The organism is Methylomonas sp. BW4-1 (assembly GCF_052474385.1).
The window spans coordinates 4971721-4997179 of sequence record NZ_CP184125.1; the positions used below are offsets into that span (position 1 = coordinate 4971721).

At 51.3% G+C, this 25459-nt stretch carries 29 protein-coding genes; 20 read left to right on the plus strand and 9 right to left on the minus strand.

All coding sequences use genetic code 11. The features are described from left to right. Nucleotides 1–7: 7 nt before the first annotated feature. From fliQ to ACH5Y9_RS23155, 19 genes are all read left to right on the plus strand, one after another. Nucleotides 8–280, plus strand: coding sequence for a flagellar biosynthesis protein FliQ (gene fliQ, locus ACH5Y9_RS23065; RefSeq protein WP_020483676.1), 273 nt, complete (start codon nucleotides 8–10; stop codon nucleotides 278–280). After that, nucleotides 277–1053, plus strand: coding sequence for a flagellar biosynthetic protein FliR (gene fliR, locus ACH5Y9_RS23070; protein WP_445367731.1), 777 nt, complete (start codon nucleotides 277–279; stop codon nucleotides 1051–1053). The genes fliQ and fliR overlap by 4 nt, the downstream gene beginning before the upstream one ends. Continuing rightward, on the plus strand, nucleotides 1054–2181 hold the full coding sequence (gene flhB / locus ACH5Y9_RS23075; protein WP_205451542.1) for a flagellar biosynthesis protein FlhB: 1128 nt from the start codon (nucleotides 1054–1056) through the stop codon (nucleotides 2179–2181). A gap of 19 nt (nucleotides 2182–2200) precedes the next feature. Then, entirely contained in the window at nucleotides 2201–4306 is a 2106-nt protein-coding gene (gene flhA / locus ACH5Y9_RS23080; RefSeq protein ID WP_445367732.1) for a flagellar biosynthesis protein FlhA, read from the plus strand. Nucleotides 4307–4321: 15 nt separating this feature from the next. Beyond that, nucleotides 4322–5737, plus strand: coding sequence for a flagellar biosynthesis protein FlhF (flhF, locus tag ACH5Y9_RS23085; protein WP_445367733.1), 1416 nt, complete (start codon nucleotides 4322–4324; stop codon nucleotides 5735–5737). A 31-nt stretch (nucleotides 5738–5768) separates the two neighbouring features. Further along, nucleotides 5769–6602 (plus strand): MinD/ParA family protein, encoded by an 834-nt coding sequence (locus ACH5Y9_RS23090; RefSeq protein ID WP_223146802.1) that lies wholly within the window; start codon nucleotides 5769–5771, stop codon nucleotides 6600–6602. Continuing rightward, nucleotides 6599–7345 carry an RNA polymerase sigma factor FliA gene (locus tag ACH5Y9_RS23095; RefSeq protein WP_033159407.1) on the plus strand — a complete coding sequence of 249 codons (747 nt, stop codon included), beginning with the start codon at nucleotides 6599–6601 and terminating at the stop codon, nucleotides 7343–7345. Before ACH5Y9_RS23090 ends, ACH5Y9_RS23095 begins: the two co-directional genes overlap by 4 nt. A 99-nt stretch (nucleotides 7346–7444) precedes the next feature. Then, nucleotides 7445–7819 (plus strand): chemotaxis response regulator CheY, encoded by a 375-nt coding sequence (locus tag ACH5Y9_RS23100; RefSeq protein ID WP_033193930.1) that lies wholly within the window; start codon nucleotides 7445–7447, stop codon nucleotides 7817–7819. Between the two features lie 17 nt (nucleotides 7820–7836). Beyond that, nucleotides 7837–8559 (plus strand): protein phosphatase CheZ, encoded by a 723-nt coding sequence (locus tag ACH5Y9_RS23105; RefSeq protein WP_319962278.1) that lies wholly within the window; start codon nucleotides 7837–7839, stop codon nucleotides 8557–8559. Nucleotides 8560–8569: 10 nt separating this feature from the next. Further along, nucleotides 8570–10786: a chemotaxis protein CheA gene (locus ACH5Y9_RS23110; protein WP_445367734.1), complete on the plus strand. Its 2217-nt coding sequence runs from the start codon at nucleotides 8570–8572 to the stop codon at nucleotides 10784–10786. Nucleotides 10787–10795: 9 nt separating this feature from the next. Next, nucleotides 10796–11890 carry a protein-glutamate methylesterase/protein-glutamine glutaminase gene (locus ACH5Y9_RS23115; protein WP_445367735.1) on the plus strand — a complete coding sequence of 365 codons (1095 nt, stop codon included), beginning with the start codon at nucleotides 10796–10798 and terminating at the stop codon, nucleotides 11888–11890. Further along, nucleotides 11890–12246, plus strand: coding sequence for a motility-associated protein (locus ACH5Y9_RS23120; protein ID WP_445367736.1), 357 nt, complete (start codon nucleotides 11890–11892; stop codon nucleotides 12244–12246). The genes ACH5Y9_RS23115 and ACH5Y9_RS23120 overlap by 1 nt, the downstream gene beginning before the upstream one ends. Further along, entirely contained in the window at nucleotides 12176–12637 is a 462-nt protein-coding gene (locus ACH5Y9_RS23125) for a flagellar motor protein (protein ID WP_445367737.1), read from the plus strand. The genes ACH5Y9_RS23120 and ACH5Y9_RS23125 overlap by 71 nt, the downstream gene beginning before the upstream one ends. A 10-nt stretch (nucleotides 12638–12647) precedes the next feature. Further along, nucleotides 12648–13487, plus strand: a complete 840-nt coding sequence (motD, locus tag ACH5Y9_RS23130; RefSeq protein ID WP_445367738.1) for a flagellar motor protein MotD — start codon at nucleotides 12648–12650, stop codon at nucleotides 13485–13487. Nucleotides 13488–13526: 39 nt separating this feature from the next. Next, nucleotides 13527–14330, plus strand: coding sequence for a ParA family protein (locus tag ACH5Y9_RS23135; protein ID WP_020483663.1), 804 nt, complete (start codon nucleotides 13527–13529; stop codon nucleotides 14328–14330). After that, entirely contained in the window at nucleotides 14327–15058 is a 732-nt protein-coding gene (locus tag ACH5Y9_RS23140) for a chemotaxis protein CheW (protein ID WP_445367739.1), read from the plus strand. The genes ACH5Y9_RS23135 and ACH5Y9_RS23140 overlap by 4 nt, the downstream gene beginning before the upstream one ends. Before the next feature lie 21 nt (nucleotides 15059–15079). Next, nucleotides 15080–15553, plus strand: a complete 474-nt coding sequence (locus ACH5Y9_RS23145) for a chemotaxis protein CheW (RefSeq protein ID WP_020483661.1) — start codon at nucleotides 15080–15082, stop codon at nucleotides 15551–15553. A 28-nt stretch (nucleotides 15554–15581) separates the two neighbouring features. Then, complete coding sequence (locus tag ACH5Y9_RS23150) at nucleotides 15582–15746, plus strand: hypothetical protein (protein ID WP_445367740.1); 165 nt, start codon at nucleotides 15582–15584, stop codon at nucleotides 15744–15746. Further along, complete coding sequence (locus tag ACH5Y9_RS23155; RefSeq protein WP_445367741.1) at nucleotides 15746–16168, plus strand: DUF2802 domain-containing protein; 423 nt, start codon at nucleotides 15746–15748, stop codon at nucleotides 16166–16168. Before ACH5Y9_RS23150 ends, ACH5Y9_RS23155 begins: the two co-directional genes overlap by 1 nt. Here ACH5Y9_RS23155 and ACH5Y9_RS23160 read toward each other — a convergent pair. The 5 genes from ACH5Y9_RS23160 to ACH5Y9_RS23180 form a co-directional block, all read right to left on the minus strand. Further along, nucleotides 16165–16998, minus strand: a complete 834-nt coding sequence (locus ACH5Y9_RS23160) for a glycosyltransferase family 2 protein (RefSeq protein ID WP_445367742.1) — start codon at nucleotides 16996–16998, stop codon at nucleotides 16165–16167. The genes ACH5Y9_RS23155 and ACH5Y9_RS23160 overlap by 4 nt on opposite strands. Then, nucleotides 16995–17744, minus strand: a complete 750-nt coding sequence (locus ACH5Y9_RS23165; RefSeq protein ID WP_445367743.1) for a glycosyltransferase family 2 protein — start codon at nucleotides 17742–17744, stop codon at nucleotides 16995–16997. Before ACH5Y9_RS23165 ends, ACH5Y9_RS23160 begins: the two co-directional genes overlap by 4 nt. After that, nucleotides 17737–18957, minus strand: coding sequence for an O-antigen ligase family protein (locus ACH5Y9_RS23170; protein ID WP_445367744.1), 1221 nt, complete (start codon nucleotides 18955–18957; stop codon nucleotides 17737–17739). The genes ACH5Y9_RS23165 and ACH5Y9_RS23170 overlap by 8 nt, the downstream gene beginning before the upstream one ends. An 11-nt stretch (nucleotides 18958–18968) precedes the next feature. Further along, complete coding sequence (locus ACH5Y9_RS23175; protein WP_445367745.1) at nucleotides 18969–19697, minus strand: glycosyltransferase family 25 protein; 729 nt, start codon at nucleotides 19695–19697, stop codon at nucleotides 18969–18971. A gap of 69 nt (nucleotides 19698–19766) precedes the next feature. Continuing rightward, a complete protein-coding gene (locus tag ACH5Y9_RS23180; protein ID WP_445367746.1) occupies nucleotides 19767–20858 on the minus strand; it encodes a glycosyltransferase family 9 protein in 1092 nt (363 codons plus the stop codon). A 78-nt stretch (nucleotides 20859–20936) separates the two neighbouring features. On the opposite strand from ACH5Y9_RS23180, the gene msbA reads away from it, so the two are divergent. Then, complete coding sequence (gene msbA / locus ACH5Y9_RS23185) at nucleotides 20937–22700, plus strand: lipid A export permease/ATP-binding protein MsbA (RefSeq protein ID WP_445369919.1); 1764 nt, start codon at nucleotides 20937–20939, stop codon at nucleotides 22698–22700. 45 nt (nucleotides 22701–22745) lie between these two features. Here msbA and pqqE read toward each other — a convergent pair whose 3' ends face one another. The 4 genes from pqqE to pqqC are packed head-to-tail and all read right to left on the minus strand — an operon-like array spanning nucleotide 22746 to nucleotide 25448. Next, nucleotides 22746–23870 carry a pyrroloquinoline quinone biosynthesis protein PqqE gene (gene pqqE, locus ACH5Y9_RS23190; protein WP_033159393.1) on the minus strand — a complete coding sequence of 375 codons (1125 nt, stop codon included), beginning with the start codon at nucleotides 23868–23870 and terminating at the stop codon, nucleotides 22746–22748. After that, nucleotides 23848–24120 (minus strand): pyrroloquinoline quinone biosynthesis peptide chaperone PqqD, encoded by a 273-nt coding sequence (pqqD, locus tag ACH5Y9_RS23195; RefSeq protein WP_033159392.1) that lies wholly within the window; start codon nucleotides 24118–24120, stop codon nucleotides 23848–23850. Before pqqD ends, pqqE begins: the two co-directional genes overlap by 23 nt. Before the next feature lie 33 nt (nucleotides 24121–24153). Further along, entirely contained in the window at nucleotides 24154–24717 is a 564-nt protein-coding gene (locus ACH5Y9_RS23200; protein WP_033159391.1) for a Uma2 family endonuclease, read from the minus strand. A 2-nt stretch (nucleotides 24718–24719) separates the two neighbouring features. Beyond that, nucleotides 24720–25448: a pyrroloquinoline-quinone synthase PqqC gene (pqqC, locus tag ACH5Y9_RS23205; protein ID WP_033159390.1), complete on the minus strand. Its 729-nt coding sequence runs from the start codon at nucleotides 25446–25448 to the stop codon at nucleotides 24720–24722. Nucleotides 25449–25459 lie beyond the last annotated feature (11 nt).

Here is a 25459-nt window from a genome sequence, read left to right on the forward strand (position 1 = left end):
CAAGCCGATGATGACACCGGAAACCATCTCGGCAATTGCCCAGGATACCGTATTGATTTCCCTGAAATTAATGGGTCCTATCCTGATTGCCTCCTTGGTTGTGGGTTTGCTGGTGTCCATGTTTCAGGCGGCGACTTCGATTCAAGAACAGACTCTGACCTTTATCCCAAAGCTGGCGACTATTATCGCCGTGTTGATGATAGCCGGTCCCGGCATGTTACAAATGCTCATCGATTATTTCCAAGATTTGATGCGCGATATTCCTACGCTAATAGGATGAACTTCGGCGAAGACGAGCTACTGCGGTATCTTGCTTCGTTTGTCTGGCCATTCTTTCGCATCAGTTCCATGTTCATCACCGTGCCGGTTTTTAGCGTCAAAGCGGTGCCGGCCAAAGTCAGATTAATCGCCAGTTTATTGATTACCTGGGTCATTATGCCAACTTTGCCGGCGATGCCGGATATTGAAATATTTGGCTACCAAGGGTTTATGGTGGCGGTACAGCAAGTCGCCTTGGGGTTGACCACTGGCTTTATTCTGCAAATGGTGTTTTCCATCATGTTGTTTGCCGGACAGACTATCGCTTACAGCATGGGCCTGGGCTTTGCCTCCATGGTCGATCCGGCAACTGGGGTGCAGGTGCCGGTGATCGCCCAACTATTTGTGATTAGCGGCAGCTTGTTATTTCTCGCGGTGGATGGCCATTTATTGCTGATCGAGATGTTGGCGCAAAGCTTCCATACATTACCGGTTGGTAGTATGGGTATGGATAAGAGCGATGTATGGCGAGTAATCAGTTGGAGCAGTCTGATATTTGCTGATGGCCTGCTACTGGCTATGCCGGTGATGGCGACCTTGTTATTCGTCAACATCAGCTTTGGTGTGGCGTCAAAAGCGGCGCCGCAGCTACAGATATTCGGCGTCGGCTTCCCTATCACCATCATGCTGGGTATGGGCTTAATCTGGATTGGCCTGCCGACTATGCTGGAAGGTTTTAGCGATATGCTGCACAACGGCTTCGCGCTGGTCCATGCATTATTGAGGTTGCAATAAATGGCGGAAGATTCCGGTCAAGATAAAACCGAAGACCCCACCGGCAAGCGACTTAGCGAGTCGCGTAAAAAAGGCCAGATTCCCCGTTCCAAGGAACTCAACACTTTTGTAACGTTGATTACCAGTTCGGCGCTGTTTTTCTATTTCGGGCAAGGCATGTGGCGCAGTATGCTGGAGATGATGAAGCATCCCTTGCAGTTGTCGCGGGAGGCTGTGTTCGATCCGGCGACTCCGCTGATTTATCTGAAGGCAGCGTTTGCCGAAGGTTTGTGGGTGATCCTGCCGTTTTTGGTGGTATTGGTGGTTGCCGATTTGGCGGCGGCGATGATGTTGGGTGGATGGAACTTTACCAGCGAAGCCTTCGAAATGAAGTTTTCCAAGCTCAATCCGCTGACTGGGATAAAAAAAATCATCGGGATTCAAGGCTTGGTCGAATTGGTCAAGGCCATCATCAAAACCATACTGGTTGCGATTGTCTCCTGGAATTTATTCAAACTGTACTTCGACGATTTCATGGGCTTGAGCCGCTTGCCGCTCGATCAAGCTATCCATCATGTCGGCGATATTATTTCCTTCTGTTTGGTGATTTTGAGCGCTACTTTTTTATTGTTGGTGATGCTGGATGCGCCCTATCAATTGTGGAATCACCAGCGCCAACTGAAAATGACCAAGCAGGAAGTTCGCGACGAGGCCAAGGATCAAGAGGGTAATCCGGAAGTTAAAGGCAAAATCCGCAGGATGCAGATGGAAGCCGCACAACGGCGGATGATGGATGCTGTGCCTAGTGCCGACGTCATCGTCACCAATCCTACTCATTTCGCGGTGGCCTTAAAATACGATCAGAACGGCAATGGGGCGCCTTTGCTGGTTGCCAAGGGGACGGATTTAGTTGCCGCGCAGATTCGCCAGCTGGCAATGGCCTCGCAAGTACCCTTGGTCGCAGCGCCGTCGCTGGCCAGGGCTTTGTATTATTCCACCGACCTGAATCAGGAAATACCGCGCGGCTTATTCTTGGCCGTCGCCCAAGTATTGGCCTATGTTTTTCAATTACGGGCTTCGACGCAATACGGCTGGAACAAACCGGTTCCGCCTACCGATGTGCAAGTACCCGACGACTTTAAGCAATAGCCCGGTATCGAGCTGAATTATGGATTTTACGAAAATACTCAACTCACTTAAGGCGCTGACCGGCTTGGGCTTGGGCGCGCCACTATTGATCGTGATGTTGCTGGCGTTGTTGATTTTGCCGCTACCGCCGTTTGTGCTGGATCTGTTTTTTACCTTCAATATCGCGTTTTCGCTGATCATCTTGTTGGTGGTGATTTACACCCTCAAGCCGCTGGAGTTTGCCTCATTTCCTACCGTCATTCTGGTGGCGACCTTGTTGCGGCTGTCCTTGAACGTGGCGTCCACCCGAGTCGTATTGATTCGCGGCCATGAGGGCGGAGATGCCGCCGGCAAAGTCATCGAAGCTTTCGGATCATTCGTCATCGGCGGTAATTTTGCGGTGGGTATCGTGGTGTTTGCGATTTTGGTGGTCATCAATTTTATGGTGGTCACCAAAGGTGCCGGACGGGTCGCGGAAGTGAGCGCCCGCTTTACCTTGGATGCGATGCCGGGTAAGCAGATGGCTATCGACGCCGATTTGAATTCGGGGTTGATCAATCAGGATGAAGCGCGTGCCCGCCGCGAAGAAGTGGCTGCCGAAGCCGATTTTTACGGTTCGATGGATGGTGCCAGTAAATTCGTGCGGGGTGACGCGGTAGCCGGCATTATCATTTTGTTCGTGAACATGATAGGCGGCTTGGCGATAGGCGTGGGCCAACACGGCATGAGCTTTGCCGACGCCGCCAATATTTATGTGTTGCTGACCATCGGTGACGGTTTGGTGGCGCAGATTCCGTCGCTGTTGTTGTCGGTGGCCGCGGCGATGGTGGTGACGCGGGTTCGCGGCAGCAAGCAGGATATTGGTAAACAGTTAAGTTCACAGCTGTTCGAAGATCCGCGCACGCTGCTGGTCACTGCGGCGGTGATGGGTATCCTGGGTATCATTCCCGGCATGCCGAATCTGGTGTTTATCCTGTTAGCGCTGACATTGGTCGGTGGCGCTTATTTGATCGACAGACGCCGTAAGTTGGAGGAAGAAAAAGCCCTGGAAATGGAGCGCATCGTTTCCCCGCAGCAACTAGCCAAAACCGAGATCAAGGAATTGGGCTGGGACGATGTGATGCCGGTCGATGCGATTGGTCTGGAAGTGGGGTATCGCTTGATTCCGCTGGTGGATAGAAATCAGGGCGGGCAATTGATGATGCGTATCAAGGGTGTGCGCAAGAAATTGTCGCAAGAGCTGGGTTTTCTAATTCCGTCGGTGCATATTCGGGACAACCTGGATTTGTCGCCTACCGAATACCGGATTTCCTTGATGGGCGTGAGCGTCGGCGAAGCCAATATTATGCCCGAGAAAGAAATGGCGATTAATCCCGGCCGGGTGTTCGGTGCTTTGCAAGGCGCGCCTTGTAAGGATCCGGCGTTTGGTTTGGATGCGATCTGGATTGATGCCAATCAAAAAGACCAAGCGCAAACCCTGGGTTACACGGTAGTCGACCCCAGCACGGTGGTTGCCACGCATCTCAGTCATATTTTGCAAAGTAATGCGCATGAATTGTTCGGTTACGAGGAGGCGCAGCAGTTGCTGGATAATTTGTCCAAAGTGGCGCCAAAGCTGGTCGAGGATCTGGTGCCGAAAACCTTGCCCTTGGGTATTTTGGTCAAGGTACTGCAAAATCTGCTGCAAGAGCGGGTTTCGATTCGCGATTTACGAACCATCGCCGAAACTTTGGCGGAGTACGGGGTGAAGAGTCAAGATCCGGACATCTTGACCTCAGCGGTGCGGGCGGCCTTGGGGCGCTCAATTGTCCATGAAATCAATGGTGTACAGACAGAGATTCCGGTTATTACCCTCGATCCGGGATTGGAACAGATATTGCATAGGTCATTGCAGACGGCGGGCGAAGGTGGTGCCGGTTTAGAACCGGGTCTAGCCGAGCAGATGCACAAATCCCTGGAGGAAAGTGCGCAAAGGATGGAAATGGAAGGACAAACCGCAGTATTGTTGGTGTCCTCTTATATCCGCCCTTGGTTGGCTCGCTTCGTTCGTCATTCGATATCCGGCTTACATGTGCTGGCCTATAATGAAATCCCGCAAGATCGGCAGATCAGGGTGGTTTCCACAGTGGGACAGCGGGGACAATAAAACAGAGGTTGCGCGATGAAAATTAAACGCTTTTTTGCAGCAGACATACGGCAGGCCATGCGCATGGTCAAAGAAGAATTGGGCGCCGATGCAGTGATTATGTCCAACCGTTCGGTGGATGGCGGCGTGGAAATCGTGGCGGCCCGCGACTTTGACGAGCAGGTCATTCATAAAAATCTCAAGCAACGCGAAGACGAAAAATCGCCGCCCAATGAAGTTAAAAAAGTCGATTTGCCTGATCTCGAAGTTGAAAAAAAATCGTTGCATGTTTTAAGCAGCGCCAGAAAACGCGGCGCGGAAGGCAGCATTCCAGAAAATCCGATCCGTCGCAACCTGGATCAATACGTCGGTTATGCCGAAAAATTGCAGGTTGGGCATAACAACGCGCAGAAAATCGCCGAAAAAGTTCGCCAAGTTGAAAAAATTGAAAAACCAGCCTGGGCAAGTGCCGATCCCAAAATTAAACCGTTGACCGAGCCACGGCAGGTTCAAGCGCACAACGGCGATAAATTCCTCGACGAAATGCGTGCGGAAATGAAAGAACTGCGGACGATGTTGGATAGCAAGTTGTCGAATATCGTCATGCAAATGCCGCAACACGGGCTACCTTTACACGATGATTTGCGCGACCGCATGTTGGAGTGCGGCTTCTCGAAAAATTTAGCGGGCAAGATAGCCAATCGGCTGGGTAGCCATAAACAATTCGATTTAGCCATCGGCAAAGCCCAGGAAATGTTGGCCAGGCTGGTGCCGATAGCCGACGACAACCTGTTGGATCAAGGCGGTATCGCCGCATTGGTTGGCTCCACCGGGGTCGGTAAAACTACGACAGTCGCTAAATTGGCCGCGCAGTTTATTTTAAAACATGGTTCTCGGCAGATTGCGTTGATTACCACCGATAATTATCGGATCGGCGCGCACGAGCAAATCAATACGTACGGCAGAATTTTGGATGTGCCGGTCAGAGTAGCGGGTGATGCGGAGGAGTTGCGCAGGCATATCAATAGTTTTTCCGATAAACGCCTGATTTTAATCGACACCGCCGGCATGAGTCAGCGCGATATGCGTTTGGCCGAGCAGCTGAAAACTTTGCAACACGGCGATTTGCCTATACGCTCATATTTGGTGATGTCCGCCACCACGCAATACAAAGCAATGCTGGAAATTATGGATGCGTTCCGAATACTCGAACCACAAGCGACTATACTAACCAAGTTTGATGAGGCAGTTAGCAAAGGTACCGCGTTGTCGGCGATTATCGAGCGGCGTATGCCATTGTCATTTATCACTGACGGTCAGCAGGTTCCGGAAGATATTTACTTGCCCGATGCCGATGCTTTGATTCGGCAGTGTATGGAAAGTGTCGATCAGGACCATGGCTATGGCGACGATGTGAATGTTGAAGACTGGATGGCGGAAAGCCATGCATAAGTCATTCGATCAGGCAGCTGGAATTAGACAAATGAGACATATGAAACCGGTGCGAGTAATCGCGGTAACAAGTGGCAAGGGCGGGGTTGGTAAAACCAATCTTTCCGTCAATATCGGCGTGGCGCTGTCTAAAATGGGTAGGCGGGTGGCTATACTCGATGCCGATATGGGCTTGGCTAATGTCGATATTTTGCTGGGCATGTTTCCCGAATTCAATTTGTCGCATGTATTGAGCGGCGAAAAAAGCTTGAAGGACATCATGATGACCGGACCTTCCGGGCTGAAAATCATTCCGGCGTCGTCAGGTATCCAGCGGATGTCCGATTTGTCGAGTATCGAGCAAGCCGGCGTGATAAGGGCTTTTAGCGAAATCGACCGAGAGTTGGATGTGTTGATCGTCGATACCGCTGCCGGTATTTCGGCAAGCGTGGTGAATTTTGCACGGGCTTGCCAAGAAATAATCGTGGTGGTCTGCGATGAGCCGACTTCATTGGCCGATGCATATGCCTATATCAAGTTGTTAAACAGAGATTACGGGTTGAATAGCTTTCATATCATTACGAATATGGTGCAGTCGGCTGAGCATGGGCAGGCTTTGTTCAATAAGCTGAGTAAAGTGACGGACCGTTATTTGGATGTGGCCTTGCAGTTTGTCGGCGCGGTGCCGCAGGACGAATATTTGAAAAAATCCGTGCAAAAACAAACGCCAGTGGTGGAAGCATTCCCGCAAAGTAAGGCGGCGCTGGCGATTAAGAATTTGGCGCGAAAAATCGACAGCTGGCCTATCAAGCCTAAAGCGGGCGGCTACCTGGAGTTTTTTGTCGAACGGATGATTCAGTACAGCGCGAAAGAGGATGTTGCATGAGCGGAGCGGCAATGTATGCTGCTGTGCAGGCTGGAAATGTTGATGCCTTGGTCATTCAACATGCGCCGCTGGTAAAACGCATTGCCTACCACTTGATGGGGCGGCTGCCCGACACAGTGCAGCTCGATGATTTGATTCAATCCGGCATGCTGGGCTTGCTGGAAGCGCTGAAACATTATGACGCCGGTCAGGGGGCGAGTTTCGATACTTACGCCGGTATCCGCATTCGCGGGGCCATGCTGGATGAATTGCGCCGTTCGGATTGGACGCCGCGTTCGGTGCATAAGAAAGCCCGGATGGTGGCGGAGGCGATACGCGAGGTTGAGAATCAGCTGGGACGTGATGCCAAGGATACCGAAGTGGCCGGACATATGGGTATCGATTTGACTGAATACCATCATATTTTGCAGGACGCGGTGTCTTGTAAGACCTTTAGCGTCGAAGAATTGGTGCAAGGCGAAGACAGTGTTATAGATGATGTGCACGGCAATCAGCAGCCGGAAGATGTGCTGATCCAACAGAATTTTCAAAAAGCCCTAGCCAAGGCCATCTCGGAATTACCGGAACGGGAGCGCTTAGTCATATCGCTGTATTACGACGAAGAGCTGAATTTGCGTGAGATAGGCAAGGTGCTTGATGTCAGCGAATCGCGGGTTAGCCAAATTTGTAGTCAGGCGATGTTGCGCTTACGCGCTAGACTTGCGGATTGGGTGGAAGGGAAAGATAATGAAAAGTGCAGCTAATGTGTGGTTATTGCAGGAATTTTTCGCAATTATTGGTCACAATTTAGCGGTTTCTTAACAATAAAGTAATCTGGGTGGAGATTATCCTTGGATAAAAATATGCGTATTCTGGTTGTCGATGACTTTTCGACAATGCGGAGAATAGTAAAAAACCTGTTGAAAGATCTGGGTTTTACCAACACCGTGGAAGCGGACGACGGTAAAACAGCACTGCCTATTCTGGAAAAAGGCGGTATCGATTTTTTGATCACCGATTGGAATATGCCGGGCATGACCGGCATCGATTTATTGAAGGCCGTCAGGTCTACTCCCAGTTTGGCCAATCTGCCGGTGTTGATGGTCACAGCCGAAGCCAAGCGCGAGCAAATCATTATGGCTGCACAGGCCGGTGTAAATGGTTATGTCATCAAGCCTTTTACGGCTGCTACGCTTAAAGAGAAAATCGAAAAGATTTTTGAACGCATCGACGGCTGAAGCACAGGGAGATTACCATGAATACTGACCTGCTGAGTTTGGCCCGAGATTTGGTCGCAGCATTAGAAAAGTGCGACGAAGCGGCTGCCGATGAAATTCTTGATCAAGTAGCCGGATTAAGAGAAACACAATTGTTTAAAGAAATTGGCCGCCTAACTCGCCAATTGCACGACACCATGGTGAGTTTTTCCGTCGACTCAAAAATAGCAGCCATGGCTGAGCACGATATACCGGATGCCAAGGAGCGTCTGCATTATGTGATCGCGATGACGGAGCAAGCCGCAGATCAAACCTTAACCGCCGTTGAAGAGTTGTTGCCGGTATCGGATGAACTGAACGGGCAGGTTAAACAATTGTCGGCGCAATGGAATCGCTTTTTGGATCGGGAAATGCCATTTGACGAGTTTAAGGCCATGAGCGCCGACCTCAGTCAGTATTTTGAGCAGTCGCAAGTGTCTCTGGAGAAAATCCAGGCGGGCCTAAGCGATATATTGATGGCGCAAGGGTTTCAAGATATTACCGGGCAGATTATCCGCCGGGTTATCGATTTGGTGCAGGATCTTGAAGGCAGCATGGTTAATCTGATCAAAATTTCCAGCCGCAAAATTACGCCAAGCAGCGGTGCCGCGTTGCAGCCCGAAGTGCCCGGACCGGTTGTCCCCGGAGTAGATGACAGAGCCGGTGATGTGGCCACCAGTCAGGTCGATGTTGATGACTTACTGTCTAGTCTAGGTTTCTGAGGAAAACAACATGGCGATCGATCTGGACGACGAAATATTGCAAGACTTCCTGGTCGAAGCCGGGGAGATTCTCGATTCTCTGGGTGAGCAGCTGGTGGAACTGGAGCAATCGCCTGGCGATCTCGATCTTCTGAATTCCATATTTCGCGGGTTCCACACCATAAAGGGCGGCGCCGGTTTTTTGGCTATTAGCGCCTTAGTCGATGTCTGTCACAACGCCGAAGACGTTTTTAACGTGCTCAGACAGGGTGATCGCCAAGTCACGCCGGATTTGATGGACGTGATTTTGCAAGTCGTGGACATCGTCAACGAGATGTTCGGGCAAGTCCGTTCCGGTAATACGCCAAAATCGGCGGATCAAGGTCTTTTGAAACGCTTGAAATCTTATGCGGGGCCGGCCGAAGTCGCTGCTGCCGCGCCTGCTGAGATAGCGGTTGAAGCCGCTGTCATCAACGAAACCTCCGAATCCACCCAGCCGCTATCCCCTCAAGAATCCGCAGCGCAAGCCTATGACGCAATGCTCGATCCAGAAGAGTTATTGGCCAGCGAATCCGCCTCGGAAGATGGCGATGAAATTACCGAGCAGGAATTCGAAGATTTGCTGGATGCGCTGCATGGTAAGGGCGGTTCTCCCACCGCGAACATCGCAGCGCAATCGGCAGTGCCGACGGCGGATGACGAAATCAGTGAAGACGAGTTTGAAAACCTGCTGGACGAGTTGCATGGCAAAGGCAAGTTTTCGGTAAAAACCGAGCCGTCTGTGCCCGCCAGCGATTCCGGCGATATTACCGACGAGGAGTTCGATAAGGTCCTCGATGCTTTGCACGGCAAAGGTAAATTCGATGCTGCCAATTTGGGCAAGATTGATGAGCCGGCTGCGGGTGAAAAAAACCCACCAATTAAAAATGTAGAGTTGCCTGTCGAGAAACCGTTCGTGGCGGCTAAACCTGAGCCGGTCGCGAAACCGTCCGTCGATGTGGAGCCGGAAAATAGCTTAGGCAAAGTAGCGTCGGTAGTAGATTCCGTTTCCGACAAGAGTAAAGCCGCCACACCCCAAGCCGATACCACCGTCAGGGTAGATACCCAGATTTTGGACGATATTATGAACATGGTCGGCGAGCTGGTTCTGGTGCGTAACCGTTTCCAGACGCTTAAAGCCAATGCTGAAGCAGGCGAGCAGTTGTCCAAGGCGATATCCAATCTGGACGTGGTGACCGCCGATTTGCAATTGGCGGTCATGAAAACCCGGATGCAGCCAATCAAAAAAGTCTTTGGACGTTTTCCGCGTGTGGTACGCGATTTGGCTAGAAGTCTGAAAAAAGAAATCAGGCTGGAGTTGGTGGGTGAAGAAACCGATCTCGATAAAAACCTGGTCGAGGCTCTGGCGGATCCTTTGGTGCATTTGGTCAGGAATGCGGTAGATCACGGAATCGAATCGCCGGATGAGCGCGAAGCCAACGGCAAACCTCGGGAAGGCGTGGTGATATTGAAAGCGTCTCAGGAAGGTGATCATATCCAGTTGTCCATCAAAGACGACGGCAAGGGGATGAACCCCGACATACTGCGCGCCAAAGTAGTGGAAAAAGGCTTGATGGATGAAGAAAGCGCCGCCCGTCTTGACGATAAAGAGTGTTACAACCTGATTTTTCTGCCCGGATTTTCCACCAAAACTGAAATTTCCGACGTATCCGGTCGTGGAGTCGGCATGGACGTGGTGAAAACACGGATCGCGCAAATGAACGGCGTGGTGGAAATTGATTCGGTGGAAGGCAAGGGCAGCACCATTATCATCAAGGTGCCGTTGACTTTGGCTATTATGCCGACCCTGATGGTGAAGTTGCGCGGGCAGGCTTTCGCGTTACCCTTGGCCAGCGTCTTGGAAATACTCGATCTGGATTTGAGCAAAACCAATAAGGTAGATGGTCAATTGGTGGTAATGGTCAGAAACAAGGCCTTACCGCTGTTTTATTTAAGCGAATGGCTGGTCAGAGGTTCTTACTTCACAGGCGAAACGCAGCCGACCAATCATGTTGTGGTGGTGAACGCTGGCGGCAGGCATGTCGGATTCGTGGTGGATCAATTAATCGGTCAGGAAGAAGTGGTGATTAAAGCGCTGGGTGCCAAGTTACATGGATTGGAAGGATTGGCGGGAGCAACCATCACCGGTGACGGCAAGATAGCGCTGATACTCGATGTGCCTGGCCTGATGAAGAAGTATGCGATGTGACGCGGCAATATGACCATTCGGGTGCTGATCGTCGACGACTCCAGTTTTATCTGTAAAAGAATTCGGGAAATTTTAGAAGAGGATCAAGAGTTTAAAGTGATAGGCGTCGCTCACGACGGTCGCGAAGCCATAGAACTTGCGGCAAGTCTGCAGCCGGACGTTATCACCATGGACGTGGAGATGCCAATCATGGATGGTATCACGGCAGTCAAAAAAATCATGGGCACCCGGCCCTGTCCGATACTGATGTTTTCTGCAATGACGCAAGTCGGCGCTCAAGCCACTCTGGATGCGTTGAATGCCGGCGCTATCGACTTTTTGCCCAAGCAGTTGGAAGACATCGATGCTAATCGTGAAACGGCCCGCTACTTGCTGAGATATCGGGTGAGGATGGTGGCTTCTCAGGCTACTAGAATGACTTCCCTTAGACCTCTGGCGCGCACGAGCCTAGAAGAGCATCAGAGCTCAACCGCAGAAAGCCCCGCAGCTAAGCCGATACGCGCTGCGTCGGCGTGGTCCAAGACAGCAACTAGCGGCAAAATCGAGCTTTTAGTGGTTGCCGCCTCGACCGGCGGTCCGGTCGCCATGCAATACGTGCTGAGCAAAATTCCGGCTGAGTGTTCGATACCCATATTGCTGGTGCAACACATGCCGCCTAATTTCACCAAAAGCTTTGCCGAACGCTTGAATTTGCTGTGCAACATTAATGTCAGGGAAGCGCGAGATGGTGACGTATTGCAGCCGGGTACCGCATTATTAGGGCCAGGGGCAATGCAGATGCAAGTAAAGCAAGTAGCCGGTGAGCGGCGGATTGCATTGAGGGCCAAGCAAAGCGGGGAAATTTACAGTCCCAGCGTCGATATTACTTTTGACTCGCTTGCCCAGGTGTTCGCCGGGCATGTGTTGGCGGTGGTGTTGACCGGCATGGGGGCCGACGGCAAGGCTGGTGCTATGAAGTTAAGGCAGCGCGGCGCGCAAATTTGGGCGCAGGACGAGGCGACAAGTACTATCTATGGCATGCCGAAAGCCATCGCAGAAGCCGGTCTGGCGGATCATATTTATTCTCTGGAAGAGATTGCCAACCAATTTAAAAAATTACATTGATGGATATTCTCAGTATTTTGGGCGTGTTGATAGGTTTTTCCGCGATTATCGGCGGTAACCTAATGGGCGGAGGAGAGCTCGGGTCCCTAATCAATTTTCATGCCTTCATTATTGTGGTGGGGGGTACGCTGGGAGCCACGCTGTTGCAATTTCCGCCCAAGGTATTTCTGCGCAGTTTACGAATTTTGAGTTGGATCTTTGTGCCGCAAAATTTGCAGCTTAAAAAGCAAATCGACAAGATCGTACGCTGGAGCTTCTCTGGCGCGCAAGGAGGGCTTGCTGGGGTTGGAATCCGTTATCGAAACCGAAAAAGACAGTTTTGCCAAAAAAGGGTTGCAGTTGCTGGTCGATGGTAACGAGCCGGAAGTAATACGCGATTGCCTTGAGGTTGAGCTAACGACCAAAGAGCATCTGGACACACAGGCCGCCAGGGTTTTCGAGGCTATGGGCGGTTATGCACCGACTATCGGCATTATCGGCGCGGTAATAGGCTTGATTCATGTAATGCAGAATTTAGCCAAACCGGAGTTGTTGGGTAGCGGCATCGCGACAGCCTTCGTCGCGACTATTTACGGTGTCGGCCTAGCCAATCTATTGTTTATTCCCATAGCCAATAAGCTGAAGAGTCTGATTTTCGAAGCATCGCAAGCCAGGGAGATGGTGATAGAAGGCATTTCCTCGATAGCCGAGGGCGAAAACCCGCGTAATATCGAATTGAAATTATCCGGTTTTTTATTGGAAAAATAATGGAGGCCTTATGAGTCGGCGCAGACGCAGGCCATTGCAAGAGGCCGATAATCACGATCGCTGGATGGTGTCTTACGCTGATTTTGTGACCTTGCTCTTTGCCTTTTTTGTGGTGATGTATTCGATTTCTTCGGTTAATAAGGGTAAATACGAAACATTCTCCGAATCGCTAGATCAGGCATTGTTTCATAACGAGAAGATTCAAAAGGAAGCCGAGCCGATTCAGATCGGTGTGATTCCTACTACGATCCAACCTATCGAGCTGCCTAATTTGGCTACAGCCGAAGAACGTGAACTAAGCGAGGAGATTTTGCAAGAAAAGCAGCGGCTTAGCGAAGTCTCCGAACAGTTTCAAGGCGCTTTGCAGCCTTATGTCGAAAGCAAGCTCGTCGGTATTAAAAAGCACGATTTCTGGGTGGAATTGGAAATGAACAGCGAATTGCTGTTCGCCAGCGGCAAGGCCGAACTGTCCGCTAAAGCGCTCCCCGTGCTGGCAAAAGTCGCGGAAGTGATACGAGATGTGCCTAATGTGATTAACGTGGAGGGTTACACGGATAACGTACCGATTTCTACCGGTTTTTACCCGTCCAATTGGGACTTATCCTCGGCCAGAGCGACCAGCGTGGTCAAGGAGTTGGTAAAAAACAATATTCCGGCGACACGATTATCGGCGGTGGGCTATGGAGAATTTCATCCGATCGCCGATAACAAAGACGAAGAAGGGCGCTTTAAGAATCGGCGAGTTGTATTAGTGCTGATGTCGCAAGCCTTTGCTCGTTACGGTATGACTGACGATGAACGCGCGAAAGTGCTTAATTTGGCGCCGTCGCAGCCCAGACCCTCCACCTGAAACCGCAGTTGAAAAGGCGCCGGAACTGCCGGCTCAGTTATGAAAATATGGTCCGTTTCCAATCAAAAAGGCGGAGTCGGTAAAACGACTACCGTGGTGACGCTGGGTGGCTTGCTGTCTTCCTGGGGGTTTAGGACTCTGCTGGTTGATTTGGATCCGCACGGTTCGTTGACCAGCTATTTCAAGATGAATCCGGATGAGATCGAGCTTGGTGTTTACAATTTATTTCTCGATGCCAGCGAGAAAAAGAAAAACATCGATCCTCAGGTCTATATCGCCAAGACCGACTTTGATGGAATCGATGTCTTGCCCGCATCGACTGCTATCGCCACTTTGGATAGGCAGGTCGCCGCAATCGGCGGCATGGGCTTGGTGGTTGCTACCGCATTAAACAAAGTGGCCGACCAATACGATTACGTGATTATCGATAGTCCGCCGATGTTGGGGGTGTTAATGATCAATGCGCTGGCGGCTTGCGATCATTTAATTATTCCGGTTTTAGCCGAATTTCTGGCCTTAAAAGGTCTGGATAGAATGGTGCACACCATAAAAATGGTGTTCCATTCCCGGAAAACGCCGCCTAAATTCACTATCGTGCCGACCATGTTTGACAAACGCACCAAGGCGGCCCGTGACAGTTTAGCGGCGTTACATCAGCAGTACCCGGACAATGCCTGGAGTTCGGTGGTACCGGTAGATACTAAAGTGCGGGATGCCAGCCAGGCCGGTATTCCATTACCCCTGTATGACAAAAGTGCACGTGCAGCGGAAGCGTATGCCGAATTGTTGGAACTGTTATTGCTTGATAAGAGTCCAGACAAAAACTTGGCGCCGCATAAATGACTCAGGCAAAACCACCCCCCAGTATCGTTCATCAACAGTTAGCGCTCGATGTTTACTTACAGACGCTGTTGGATGACGTGCCCGAAGCAGAGGAAACTGTTAGTGTAAAACCGGCGATAGCGCTGGAACGGCTTGTCGTTGAGGAGCCGATCAAGTTGCCGGATCCTGTTCCGGTCGTGACCGGCAGTCCGAAATCAACTTCCAAAGCACTGGTTAGGAACCGACAAACAAAGCTTGTAGAGCCGGAAATCCCGGCTAAACTACAGGCATTGTCTATTATGCCGGATTGGTCGCAGTACGAGTTTCAGGCTTTGTTTTTTAAGGTTGATAAGCTGATATTGGCAACGCCACTGATCGAGTTGTCGAGAACGATCAAAATCGACCGCAAACCCACGAAAATTCCCGGACAACCCTCTTGGTTCTTGGGTTTGCTGGATGAGCACGATAGCCGTATCGGCGTGCTTGATACTCGGCAGTTGATTTTCGGCAAAAGCCGAGGCTTGCAGCCCGATAGTGAAGAATATCCGTTCGAACGCATTTTAATAACCCAGGATAAAAAATGGGGTTTGGTGTGTGATGAAATTCTCTCCATTGGAAAAGTAAAGCCCGATGGGGTCAGATGGCGAACGGCCAGACAAAAAAAACCATGGTTAATCGGTACGGTAATAGACGAGTTGACAGCGATTATCGATGTTAAACAGCTGGTACCGCATAGAAAAAATAGTTAAACAGCATCTGGATACAGCAAAATGAGCGAAGATAAAAAACAAGGCGACCCTATCATGCAATGGGTGACTTTTTGTCTAGGCGACGAAAAGTACGGCATCAATGTCATGCAAGTGCAAGAGGTGTTGCGTATTACCGAGATTGCCCCGGTGCCCGGCGCGCCTTCCTACGTATTGGGTATCATCAATTTGCGCGGGAATGTGGTCACCGTCATCGATACCCGTAACCGTTTCGGCTTGCCTTCCAAGGACACGGACGATGCGTCGCGGGTGGTGATTATCGAAACCGACCGGCATATCATCGGTATTTTGGTGGATAGTGTCGCTGAAGTCGTGGAAATGCGCGCTTCAGAGATTGAGACTGCGCCCAACGTCGGAAATGAAGAAAGCTCAAAATACATTCAAGGTGTCACCAGTCGCGACAATCATTTGTTAATTCTGGTAGATTTGAATAAATTCCTTAGCGACGACGAAAAAGCCGAGCTGGATATGTTTTGATTGCCTAACTAGGCATGCGAGGTGCAACATGACCCAGATAACACCGATCACGCCTTTTTCTCCAGTGCACACGATATACAAGGTCGAGCGGGAAGAGCGCGAAAAACGCCCTCCGCAAAAACAACCGCAAACCAAACCCGACCCAAACAAAAACAATAAACAGCCTGCCGAGCATGTTGACGAAATAGTGTGATGAGCGAATATTTATTGCTGGTTTTGGCGGGGGTAGTCGTATGCATCCTAGCGATGTTAGTTTGGCTGTTGCGCCAGCAGCAAACACTAAAACGACAATTTCAACTCCTTGAAGAGCGGGTACAGCGTAGCAACGAGGACGTCGCCGGCCTTTGTTCCGCCGCGGTGGCTGTTGATCGGCGGCTAGCGGCCAACGACTCGCGCTTAAATAGCATTGTGGATCAAGTCAATACGCTGCGGCAAACTGTAACTAACGTGGCGCCCGCAGAACCTATTCCCGCAAGCGGCTATGAAGATGTGATCCAAAAAATCCGCAATGGCGTCGGTATTGAGGAACTGGTCAGGGATTGCGGACTAACCCGTGACGAAGCGGTTTTATTGATGCGCTTACATGGCGGCAGTAAACGTTCCGGCTTGGGTTAGCCGCAGTTCGTTTCCAGATATTGACTCACGCCCTGGTCCGCGCGAATCATCGTTGTATCCGCAACTCGCTGTAACAAGCGCTGATAGTTTGCATCGTGTTGGCTTCTATCGTTATGCCGGTGCCAAAGATGTAAAACCGGCGCCGCGAACCGGCCTTCCTTGCGTTTGACGCCTTGGTGAATCAAACGGATCACCAGATCCGAATCTTCATATCCCCAGCCTTCAAAAGCTTCATCAAACCCGTTAACTGCCAAAAAATCAGCTTTCCAGACCGCCAGATTGCAGGTCATGGCTTTTTGCCAATTCTGCGGTTGCCGATAACGCCAGTTGTACAGCGGTAAATACAGTAACGGCAGCAATCGGTTGATGCGGCCTTGTAGTCGTTGCAATAAAAAAAAGCCAAACGACTGCTCATGCAACGGTATTTTTTGCCGTAATACCTGCGCGGTGTATCGTTCGTTTAATAGCAGCCGGTTGCCCGGAACGAAATAACCGGTTTCCGCCAATTGTCGGTGATGGTGAATAAAGCCGGGTAGCGCTACGCAATCGCCGTCCATAAATAGCAGATAATCGCCGCGACTGTCGGCAACCGCCTTGTTACGGATAGTGCCGGCCCTAAATCCCTGATCCTCATGCCAAATATGCCGCAACGGAATTTCGCTGGTTTCGATAAAGTCTTTGATCAATTTCTGCGTTGCAGCGCCGGACCCGTCGTCGGCGACGATAATTTCGAACCGGCGATCTTGTTGAGCCATTAGTGCGAGTAAACAGGCGGAAAGCGCTTCCGGCCAGTTATAGGTGGTGACGATGACCGAGATCAAGCTGTTCATTTGCTGGCTGTTTTACTGCAAAGCTCGCGTAGTTTCAGGTATTTGTAATAACTGCCCTCGGCGTTGGATATGGCCAACATTAAGCCTTCCGCGCCATCCAGAATGGCTGCCTGGACGAAGTAAGTGCGGATGAAGGTCCACAGGCCCTTGCCGATGGCTTTGCCCAAGCTGGCGCGCTTACCACTTTTAAACATTTTCTCGGCGCCCAGCGAAGAATAAGCGTTGATCTTATGTAACACCTCTGCCGGGTCTACGAAGGCTTCATGCCAAAGCGGGTTATTAAGCCGACGGATAGCCCCTTTAACCTCAATACGCTCATGCACGACTTCGCTGCTGAACCGTCCGACATCGCGGCGAAACAGCCTAAGCACGTAATCCGGCCACCAGCCGCCATGCTTGATTGGCTTGCCGCAGTAGCTGGATAAGCGCGGGATTTCGAAGCCCTGCACCTCGTTTTGCTGCATGGCTTGCAGGATTTCGTCTTTTAATGCCGGCCCGACTTCCTCATCGGCATCGATAGACAGCACCCAGTCTCCTTGTGCCTTGTCCAATGCCCGCTGTTTTTGCGGTCCAAATCCGGGCCAGTCGGTGATGAAGACTTTATCGGTAAATTGTCGGCAAATCGCGACAGTCTCATCGCTACTACCCGAGTCGAGAACAATGATTTCATCGGCCCAAGCAACCGATGCCAGGCAGCGGCCGATATGTTGCGCCTCGTTTTTGGTGATGACGATAACGCTAAGCATTGGCCTGACGAAGGGTGGAATCGGCAGGATGACTGAGTAAGGCGCCGAGAAAAAACGCCAGCAAATAGCCTTCAGCAAAAGTTTTGAAATGCGAGTTGAACAGGCTTGAAGCACAAATTGCCACCAAAAAACTGGCGGCAATCGGCCCGTAGGGCTTGTTATTCATGCCTTGGCGCAATGCGACGACAATGTAAGCAAAGAACAGCAGCAAGCCGACCAAGCCGTTTTCCAGCCAAATAAACAGGTATTGATTATGCGGGTCGCTAGTGCTGGTGCCTTGCCAACCCTGGCTTTTGGCCGAAGCATACTGACTATAGGTCGGTTTGAACGACGAGGTGCCATAGCCAAACCAAGGCGCTTTCTCGATGAGTTCCAGGGTGTTTTTGTAAAAGACCACCCGAATGCCTACTGAGGTTAAATCCTGACTGCTTTGATAACTGGCTTGTTCGTCCCACGCCAGTCTGAATCGGTCTTGCAACGTGTTGGAGCTCAGGCCAAAGGCAATCAAGACAATCGCGGCTATCCCGATAATCTGCGGTAGTTTGCTATACCCATATATCGAGCCGAACGCAAAAACCGCGGCGATGGGGACAGCCAAATAGCCACTCCTACCGGTACTGATGAAGAAAATATTGAATAAAAATAGGGCAATTCCCGCCCACACGGCATATTTCCAACGTGGGGTCAGCGGTTCTTGCACCAGGAAGATAGCGCATAGCAGGGCCGCCACAAAAGCAGTGCTCTGGGTGGCGTGATTGGTCATGAAAATACCGGCTTCCCGGCCGTCTCTAACGATAAGATCCAACGCCCAAAGCGGCATCGCAATCATGCCAGCCACCACCATGGCGACAAAATAGCTGTAGACAAAACGTTTTTGCCACTGCGATTGCTGAAAAACACCGAGTAGCAGAAACACGTAAAGTAGTTTTTTCCAGCTGGATAAGGTTTCCAATTTGCTGTGCCAGTCTGTTTCGGCGTAAAGCGTGCCGATGATTAACCAGGCAAAGAAAAGCACGATCATTTTTCCGACAGGCTGTTGCCAGGATAACTTAAGGGTCTGCACTGCCTGGCCGGAAAGTAGCCAGAATATCAGTAATGCCACGCTGGCTATGCTGGCAACCGCCGTGGAAACGGGGGCGGCGATAGCAGCGGCAATAGTGAGGCAGCGACAGATGTTGAGCGATGTCTCGGATGTCAGGGGGGATGCAAGCATATTTTGTAGCCTTAGCGCCATAACTGATAAATGTATTTACGCTTGAGTTTTTCCCAGCGGAAAAACAGTCCTTTCAGCCAGGTGGGCGGATCGGCTTCCAAAGCACTTTTGAACAGGCCGTTTTTACTGCCTTGTTCGATGACAGGATCTTCCAGCCAAATCATTTGAATGCCGAGCTGTTTGTCGATTTTTTCGAACTGATTGTCAATCGGTTCGGCGATTTTGTGAGTTTTAATCCAGTCTAGTCTCTGGCGGGCGGTGCTGGAATCAATAAGATAGGAATCGGCAAAGCGACCGCGATGCCCGAGATACAGGTATTGATCCGGTTTGCGCTGACTCTTGGGCGTAAAAAAATTACCGCCGGAGCCGACGTAGATGACTTTGTTGCCGGGAAATTGCCCGCTCTGACTGAGTGCGCGTTGCAAACCGAGCTGAATATCCTTACTGAACACGGCATCGTCTTCCAGTACCAAACAGAAACCTTGGCCATTACCGTCCGCAATTCTCTGTAAGGCTGCCACATGCTTTAATGCGCAGGATTGCTGAGCCGTAGTCAGATGATGGTCGTCACGGAAATACTCGGCCACCAGGCTGTCTGTCAAATCGCCTATATCCCAGTCGAAAATAAATTCCGCTGATAGTCCGAAATCGCGCAGTTGTTGTTCCATGAACATACGGCGTTGACTGAACTCTCTGACATTCAAAACCAAAATGCGGTCAAGGCTAGGCGATTGCATCATGCGAAATTGTAGTTAGGCTGCTGACAAAAGCGGCGATTATCGACGGTTTTGTGGAAAATAACATCATCGTTATGGCCGTTTGGCTTGCAATGTCTGCGCGATCACGTCGATCACCCTGGCGCTGGAAAGCTGATCGAGGCAGGCGCTATGGCTGTCGCGGTGCCGGTCGCAACCTTCCAGTTGGCAGGGTAAGCAGTTTTGTTCGGTTTGGCCTTGCAGCAGATACACGTTATTTACTTGGCTTGAACCGCGAGACGCGAATGGCATTTTATCTTCGCCGTATTCGCACGGCCAGGGTGCCCATTTCTCCGGATCGGTGGGTCCGAATAAGGCAAAAGTCAGTGTGCCGGTGGCCGCCGCCAAGTGGGTGATGCCGGTGTCGGGGCCGACGAAGAATGCGGCTTTGCCAATCAATGCGGACAATTGCGCCAGCGAAAGCTGACCGGCAAGATTGAGCGCGCCTGCCGACAGTTGTTGCTGTATTTCTCGCAAGGCTGCCAACTCGGCGGGATTGCCGCTGCCGGTTAATACGACTTTAAAACCTTGCCGGTCTAAAAAGGCGATGAGCTCGCACCAGCCCTCGGCGTGCCACTGTTTATAGCGCCATTGCGGCATAATATGCAGAACGACGTAGGGATCAGCTATGCTGGGTATCGGCGTAGAGCTTTGCGGTGGAGTCAGGCGATAGCAAGGCGCTATTCCCAGTAACTTGCAGAAGCGCAAGTTTTCCAAGACGGCGTGACCGTAATCGCTGCTAAATACCAGCCAGCGCTTGAGTAGTGCTTTCTTCCACCAAGCCTTGCCAGCATCGTCAGGCACAAAGCCGATGCTGATTTTGCCGGCTATCGCTGCGCACAAAGTTGGCCGGTCGCCGGCTTGCGTGGAAATGGCCAAATCGTAACGGCGAAACAGGTTGAATAACAATTTGCCGAACGCCAAACCGCCTGGCTTGCCCGCTACGGTTAATAAGCGCCGGATGTCGGGATTGCCTTCCAGCATACCGGCGTTGCTGGCCGGTAGTAGAACGTCAATGTCGGCGTTTGGATAGGCTTGCTTCAGCGACGAGATGAGTGGGGTAACCAGCAGCGTATCGCCCAGATAACGCAGGGTTATCACCAAAATGCGTTTAGGTTGTATATTGAGCGGTTTTTGGTTGGGCATGGAACGCTGGCTGATCAACATGGCTGTACATTTTAAAGGTAAACAGTATTGAACACGTTACAAAATTCGCGCAAAACCATGACGGACAGCCAGGTGTACAAACGCTTACTTGCGTTTGTGTTGCCGTATTGGCGTTTATTTTTGGTAACTGCCATCGGTTTTGCGATCTATGCCGCGACCGAGCCGGCGGTGGTCATGATTATTCAGCGCATCATCGACAGCTTTGGGGCGCCGGATCGGGGAGATATTCAATATCTGCCGCTGGCCTTCGTGGTGTTGTTTCTGGTACGCGGCATAGGCTCGTTTTTGGGTAATTATTACCTGGCGCGAATTTCCGGCAATTTAATTCACAAGCTGCGTTGCGAAATTTTTAATCAGTACACCCGCTTGTCGGTGCAATATTTCGATGCGCATAACAGCGGCTACATGATTTCGCGGATTACCAATAACATCGGCGAAGTCACGCGGGCGACGTCCGATTCGATTCGTTCTTTCGTGCGCGAAGGTTTTACTGCGGTTGGCTTGCTGGGTTATCTGGCTTATACCAACTGGCAGCTCTCCTTGGTGTTTTTGGCGATAGCACCGGTGGTAGCGATCATGGTGCGTTATGTCGGCAAACGTTTAAAACGCTTAAGCCGCAACATGCAGGATACGGTCGGCGATTTGACGCATATCACCTCGGAAATGGTCTCCGGAAACCGTATCGTAAAAAGTTTCGGCGGGGAAGATTACGAGCGGCAACGCTTTAAGAAAGCCAGTCTGGAAAATCGTGGTCAACATCGCAAGCTGATCATGACAGTGTCGTTAAATAACCCATTGATGCAACTGGTCATTTCTTTTGCCTTGGCCGGCATGATGTATTTGGCCTTGATCATGATGAAATCGTCCAGTCCGGGGGAATTCGTCGGCTTTTTTACCGCGGCGTTCTTGTTACCCAAGCCGATTCGGCAATTGAGCGATGCTAATTCCGAGATTTTGCGCGGTATCGCGGCGGCGGAGTCTTTGTTCGAAGTATTGGACGAGCCGGCGGAAATCGATGGTGGCGACTATCAGGTTGAGCGTAGCCAGGGCCGCATCGAATTCAAAAATCTCAGTTTTAGCTATCCCGGCAGCGAAACCCCGGCCTTAAACAATATCAATGTGACTATTGAGCCGGGACAGACCGTTGCTTTGGTGGGGGCTTCGGGCGGCGGCAAAAGCACGATGATTAACCTGTTGCCGCGTTTTTACGACTACGAGCAGGGCGAGATTTTGATCGACGGCGTGGAGTTAAAACGTTACCGTCTGGACAGTTTGCGCCGACAGATTGCCTTGGTCACGCAGAATGTTACCTTGTTCAACGCTTCCGTCGCGAATAATATCGCCTATGGCGCGTTACAAGGCGCGGCCAGAGAGCAGATAGAGCAGGCCGCGGTCGATGCCTATGCGATGGACTTTATCAGCAAAATGCCGCAAGGATTGGAAACCGAAATCGGTGAGAACGGCGTGAAACTGTCCGGCGGCCAACGCCAGCGCTTGGCCTTGGCGCGAGCTTTGTTAAAAGATGCGCCGATTTTGATTCTGGATGAAGCCACCTCAGCGCTGGATACCGAATCGGAGCGCTATATTCAGGCGGCATTAAATCGGGTGATGCAAGGCCGCACGACTTTGGTGGTGGCGCATCGCTTGTCCACCATCGAGAGTGCGGACGTGATCTTGGTAATGGACAAAGGCCGGATTGTCGAACAAGGTTCGCATCGCGAACTGTTGGCTCGCGATGGGGCGTATGCCAAATTGCATAAGATGCAGTTTCAGGATGGCGGTCAAACAGAGCAGCCGGAGACTGCTGTCGGGCAGGAGTGAAGAGTCAGCCGGCGGCTCAGATGATCCGCCGGCTGGGATAGGCGTTTAAAATTGTTTGGAGTTTTTGCTGTTGCGAAATATCAACGGTTTTTCCCGGTCGGACAAGGCGAGTTCGCGCGCCGAATCAATCGCGGCGTCAATTCTGTGTCGCTCCGGCGATTTGCTGCATACCGGGTCAGTACTGTACATGTCGCCATTGAACAAGAAGGCCTGGCAGCGGCAACCGCCGAAGTCTTTAAGCTTCTCGTCGCAGCTGCGGCAAGGCTCCTGCATCCACTCGGTGCCGCGGAAGAAGTTGAAGGTTTTCGACTCATTCCAGATTTCTTCGATGCTGAAATCCTTGACGTTCGGGCAATCTAGGCCGGGCAATTCGCGAGCCGAATGGCAGGGCAACGCGGTACCGTCCGGGGCGATGGTCAAAAACGTCGTGCCCCAACCGTTCATGCAGGCTTTTGGCCGGTCTTCGTAGTAGTCTGGCACCACGTAATAAATTTTCATTTTGCCGGCTACTTTTTCTTTATAAGCCTGGGCAATTTTTTCCGCTTCCTGAAACTGCTCGCGGGTGGGCAGCAAGGCGTCTCGATTCAAATGCGCCCAGCCGTAATATTGGGTGTTGGCCAGTTCCAGATAATCGGCGCCGAGGTTTTCGGCCATCTGCAAAATTTCCGGCATTTGGTGAATATTTTCGCGGTGGATCACCACACACAGCACCATTGGATAGCCGTGTTTCTTGATCAGCTTTGCCACTTCTTGCTTATGCTGATAAGTCGAAGTGCCGGCGATGTGGTCGTTCAGTTCCTGGGTGCTGGCCTGAATACTGATCTGGATATGGTCCAAACCGGCTTGTTTCAATTCGACGATTTTTTCTTCGCTCAAGCCATAACCCGAAGTGATCAGGTTGGAGTAATAACCCAGTTCGCGCGCGTATGCTACCAATTCTGTCAAGTCCTGGCGGGTTAGCGGTTCGCCGCCGGAAAAGCCTAGCTGTACCGCACCCATTTTGCGCGCTTGGCTTAATACGCGCTTCCAATCCTCGGTACTTAATTCGTTCGGATATTTAGCGTAATCCAAGGGGTTGGAGCAATAAGGGCATTGCAGCGGGCACTTGTAGCTCAGTTCCGCCAGCAGCCAGCGCGGTGGGGTGATATTAAGCTTGTCTGATCCAGCCATTTTGCAATGCTACGTTCAAAAAATTAGTGATGTCGTTGGTCAGGCCGGAGGTGGCGAATTTCTCCTCCAGTTCGCTGACGATTTGTGCCAGCAGCCGGCTACCGTCGCATAGCTTGAGGATTTCTGCCGAACTTTGGTTTAACTCGACCATGCCTTCGGGATAGAGAATCACATATTTTTGCTGGGCTTCTTCCCATTGCAGCCTGTGCAGGGGCGAGAATTGGATAAGTTGGTCTGGGGCGATGGTCATGGGGTTCCGGTGTTTAAGCAAACGCCTGGAGAATCAGGTCGTTTCGATGTCTTCAAAAATTTCCGCGAGCGGCAGGCTGAGGCTCAAACTGTGTAGTTGGCAATCGACGTCGCCTATGTAATCGTGCAGTAGCCAATCGTTTTCGGCTGTGCGGCGGAAGCACTCGACGCGGCGCGCGTCGATGTCGACGATCAGGTATTCCTGTAGCGACGCGAGTTTGCGGTAGGCGGCGAATTTGCCGCCGCGGTCGTAAGCAGCGGTCGAGTCGGATAGAACTTCGACGATCAGCGTTGGGTTGGAAATATATTGCTGGTTGCCTAGATCGCCAGGATGGCAGGATACCATCACATCAGGATAGAAAAACGCTTCGGCTGCTTCGACTTTCAATTTCAAATCTGCGATATAAGGCCGGCAAAACGTGCCGCGTAAGCGTTGTTTCAAGGCGGATGCGATATTCAGGCTGACGACGACATGATCCTGTCGAGCTCCCGTCATCGCAAACACTTCGCCGGCGACGAACTCGTGCTTCTCGGCCTGGGTTGCTTCCCAAGCCAGATAATCCTCGGCACTAAAATGAAGTCGCTCGGCGGTTTGCATGGTTATTTTTCGATATTGAAATACGGCGGCATGTCGGCGACATAAGCCAGATACATCGCATCGGCCATGCTCCACAATACATCCAGTTTAAATTTCAGAATTTGCACCATGCGTTCCTGCTGTTCGCGGGTTTTGTACCAGTCTAGCGTCAGTTCCAAGCCGTGTTCCACATCGCGGCGGGCTTCGGTCAGGCGTTTGCGGAAGTAAGTGTAACCCTCTTGTTCTACCCAAGGATAGACGTCGGGCCAGTTGTCCAAGCGCTGTTGATGAATTTTGGGGGCGAATAGTTCCGTTAGAGAGGAACTGGCGGCTTCATGCCACTCGGCGCGGCGGGCGAAATTGACGTAAGCGTCCACGGCAAAACGTACGCCGGGCAGCACGTGTTCCAGCGAAGTAATTTCTTCGCGGCTCAGGCCAACCGCGATGCCTAAACGTATCCAGGCTTCGATGCCACCCGGGTCGCCGGGATGGCCGTCGTGGTCGAGTATGCGTTGAACCCATTTGGCGCGGGTTTCTCGATCAGGACAGTTGGCCATGATATTGGCGTCCTTGATCGGAATCATCACCTGGTAATAAAAGCGGTTGGCTACCCAGCCTTGCAATTGTTGCTTGGTCAGTTTGCCTTCATTCATCAGCGTGTGCATCGGATGATGGATGTGGTAGAACTTTTCCATCCCACGCAATTTGGCTTCGAATTCTTCGCGGCTCCACGGTTGATTATCTGCAGTCATGTCACACCTTT

What these genes read in the sequence shown, in the direction of transcription:
- ACH5Y9_RS23165 (WP_445367743.1), bottom strand. Translation starts at nt 17,744, where the DNA reads ATGCTTAGCGTTATCGTCATCACCAAAAACGAGGCGCAACATATCGGC.
- motD (WP_445367738.1), top strand. Translation starts at nt 12,648, where the DNA reads ATGAGTCGGCGCAGACGCAGGCCATTGCAAGAGGCCGATAATCACGAT.
- ACH5Y9_RS23100 (WP_033193930.1), top strand. Translation starts at nt 7,445, where the DNA reads ATGCGTATTCTGGTTGTCGATGACTTTTCGACAATGCGGAGAATAGTA.
- pqqE (WP_033159393.1), bottom strand. Translation starts at nt 23,870, where the DNA reads ATGGCTGGATCAGACAAGCTTAATATCACCCCACCGCGCTGGCTGCTG.
- ACH5Y9_RS23155 (WP_445367741.1), top strand. Translation starts at nt 15,746, where the DNA reads ATGAGCGAATATTTATTGCTGGTTTTGGCGGGGGTAGTCGTATGCATC.
- ACH5Y9_RS23170 (WP_445367744.1), bottom strand. Translation starts at nt 18,957, where the DNA reads ATGCTTGCATCCCCCCTGACATCCGAGACATCGCTCAACATCTGTCGC.
- ACH5Y9_RS23140 (WP_445367739.1), top strand. Translation starts at nt 14,327, where the DNA reads ATGACTCAGGCAAAACCACCCCCCAGTATCGTTCATCAACAGTTAGCG.
- flhF (WP_445367733.1), top strand. Translation starts at nt 4,322, where the DNA reads ATGAAAATTAAACGCTTTTTTGCAGCAGACATACGGCAGGCCATGCGC.
- ACH5Y9_RS23160 (WP_445367742.1), bottom strand. Translation starts at nt 16,998, where the DNA reads ATGAACAGCTTGATCTCGGTCATCGTCACCACCTATAACTGGCCGGAA.
- fliR (WP_445367731.1), top strand. Translation starts at nt 277, where the DNA reads ATGAACTTCGGCGAAGACGAGCTACTGCGGTATCTTGCTTCGTTTGTC.
- msbA (WP_445369919.1), top strand. Translation starts at nt 20,937, where the DNA reads ATGACGGACAGCCAGGTGTACAAACGCTTACTTGCGTTTGTGTTGCCG.
- flhB (WP_205451542.1), top strand. Translation starts at nt 1,054, where the DNA reads ATGGCGGAAGATTCCGGTCAAGATAAAACCGAAGACCCCACCGGCAAG.
- ACH5Y9_RS23200 (WP_033159391.1), bottom strand. Translation starts at nt 24,717, where the DNA reads ATGCAAACCGCCGAGCGACTTCATTTTAGTGCCGAGGATTATCTGGCT.
- ACH5Y9_RS23135 (WP_020483663.1), top strand. Translation starts at nt 13,527, where the DNA reads ATGAAAATATGGTCCGTTTCCAATCAAAAAGGCGGAGTCGGTAAAACG.
- ACH5Y9_RS23145 (WP_020483661.1), top strand. Translation starts at nt 15,080, where the DNA reads ATGAGCGAAGATAAAAAACAAGGCGACCCTATCATGCAATGGGTGACT.
- ACH5Y9_RS23120 (WP_445367736.1), top strand. Translation starts at nt 11,890, where the DNA reads ATGGATATTCTCAGTATTTTGGGCGTGTTGATAGGTTTTTCCGCGATT.
- ACH5Y9_RS23110 (WP_445367734.1), top strand. Translation starts at nt 8,570, where the DNA reads ATGGCGATCGATCTGGACGACGAAATATTGCAAGACTTCCTGGTCGAA.
- ACH5Y9_RS23105 (WP_319962278.1), top strand. Translation starts at nt 7,837, where the DNA reads ATGAATACTGACCTGCTGAGTTTGGCCCGAGATTTGGTCGCAGCATTA.
- ACH5Y9_RS23180 (WP_445367746.1), bottom strand. Translation starts at nt 20,858, where the DNA reads ATGCCCAACCAAAAACCGCTCAATATACAACCTAAACGCATTTTGGTG.
- ACH5Y9_RS23150 (WP_445367740.1), top strand. Translation starts at nt 15,582, where the DNA reads ATGACCCAGATAACACCGATCACGCCTTTTTCTCCAGTGCACACGATA.
- flhA (WP_445367732.1), top strand. Translation starts at nt 2,201, where the DNA reads ATGGATTTTACGAAAATACTCAACTCACTTAAGGCGCTGACCGGCTTG.
- fliQ (WP_020483676.1), top strand. Translation starts at nt 8, where the DNA reads ATGATGACACCGGAAACCATCTCGGCAATTGCCCAGGATACCGTATTG.
- ACH5Y9_RS23095 (WP_033159407.1), top strand. Translation starts at nt 6,599, where the DNA reads ATGAGCGGAGCGGCAATGTATGCTGCTGTGCAGGCTGGAAATGTTGAT.
- ACH5Y9_RS23115 (WP_445367735.1), top strand. Translation starts at nt 10,796, where the DNA reads ATGACCATTCGGGTGCTGATCGTCGACGACTCCAGTTTTATCTGTAAA.
- pqqD (WP_033159392.1), bottom strand. Translation starts at nt 24,120, where the DNA reads ATGACCATCGCCCCAGACCAACTTATCCAATTCTCGCCCCTGCACAGG.
- ACH5Y9_RS23175 (WP_445367745.1), bottom strand. Translation starts at nt 19,697, where the DNA reads ATGATGCAATCGCCTAGCCTTGACCGCATTTTGGTTTTGAATGTCAGA.
- ACH5Y9_RS23090 (WP_223146802.1), top strand. Translation starts at nt 5,769, where the DNA reads ATGAGACATATGAAACCGGTGCGAGTAATCGCGGTAACAAGTGGCAAG.
- pqqC (WP_033159390.1), bottom strand. Translation starts at nt 25,448, where the DNA reads ATGACTGCAGATAATCAACCGTGGAGCCGCGAAGAATTCGAAGCCAAA.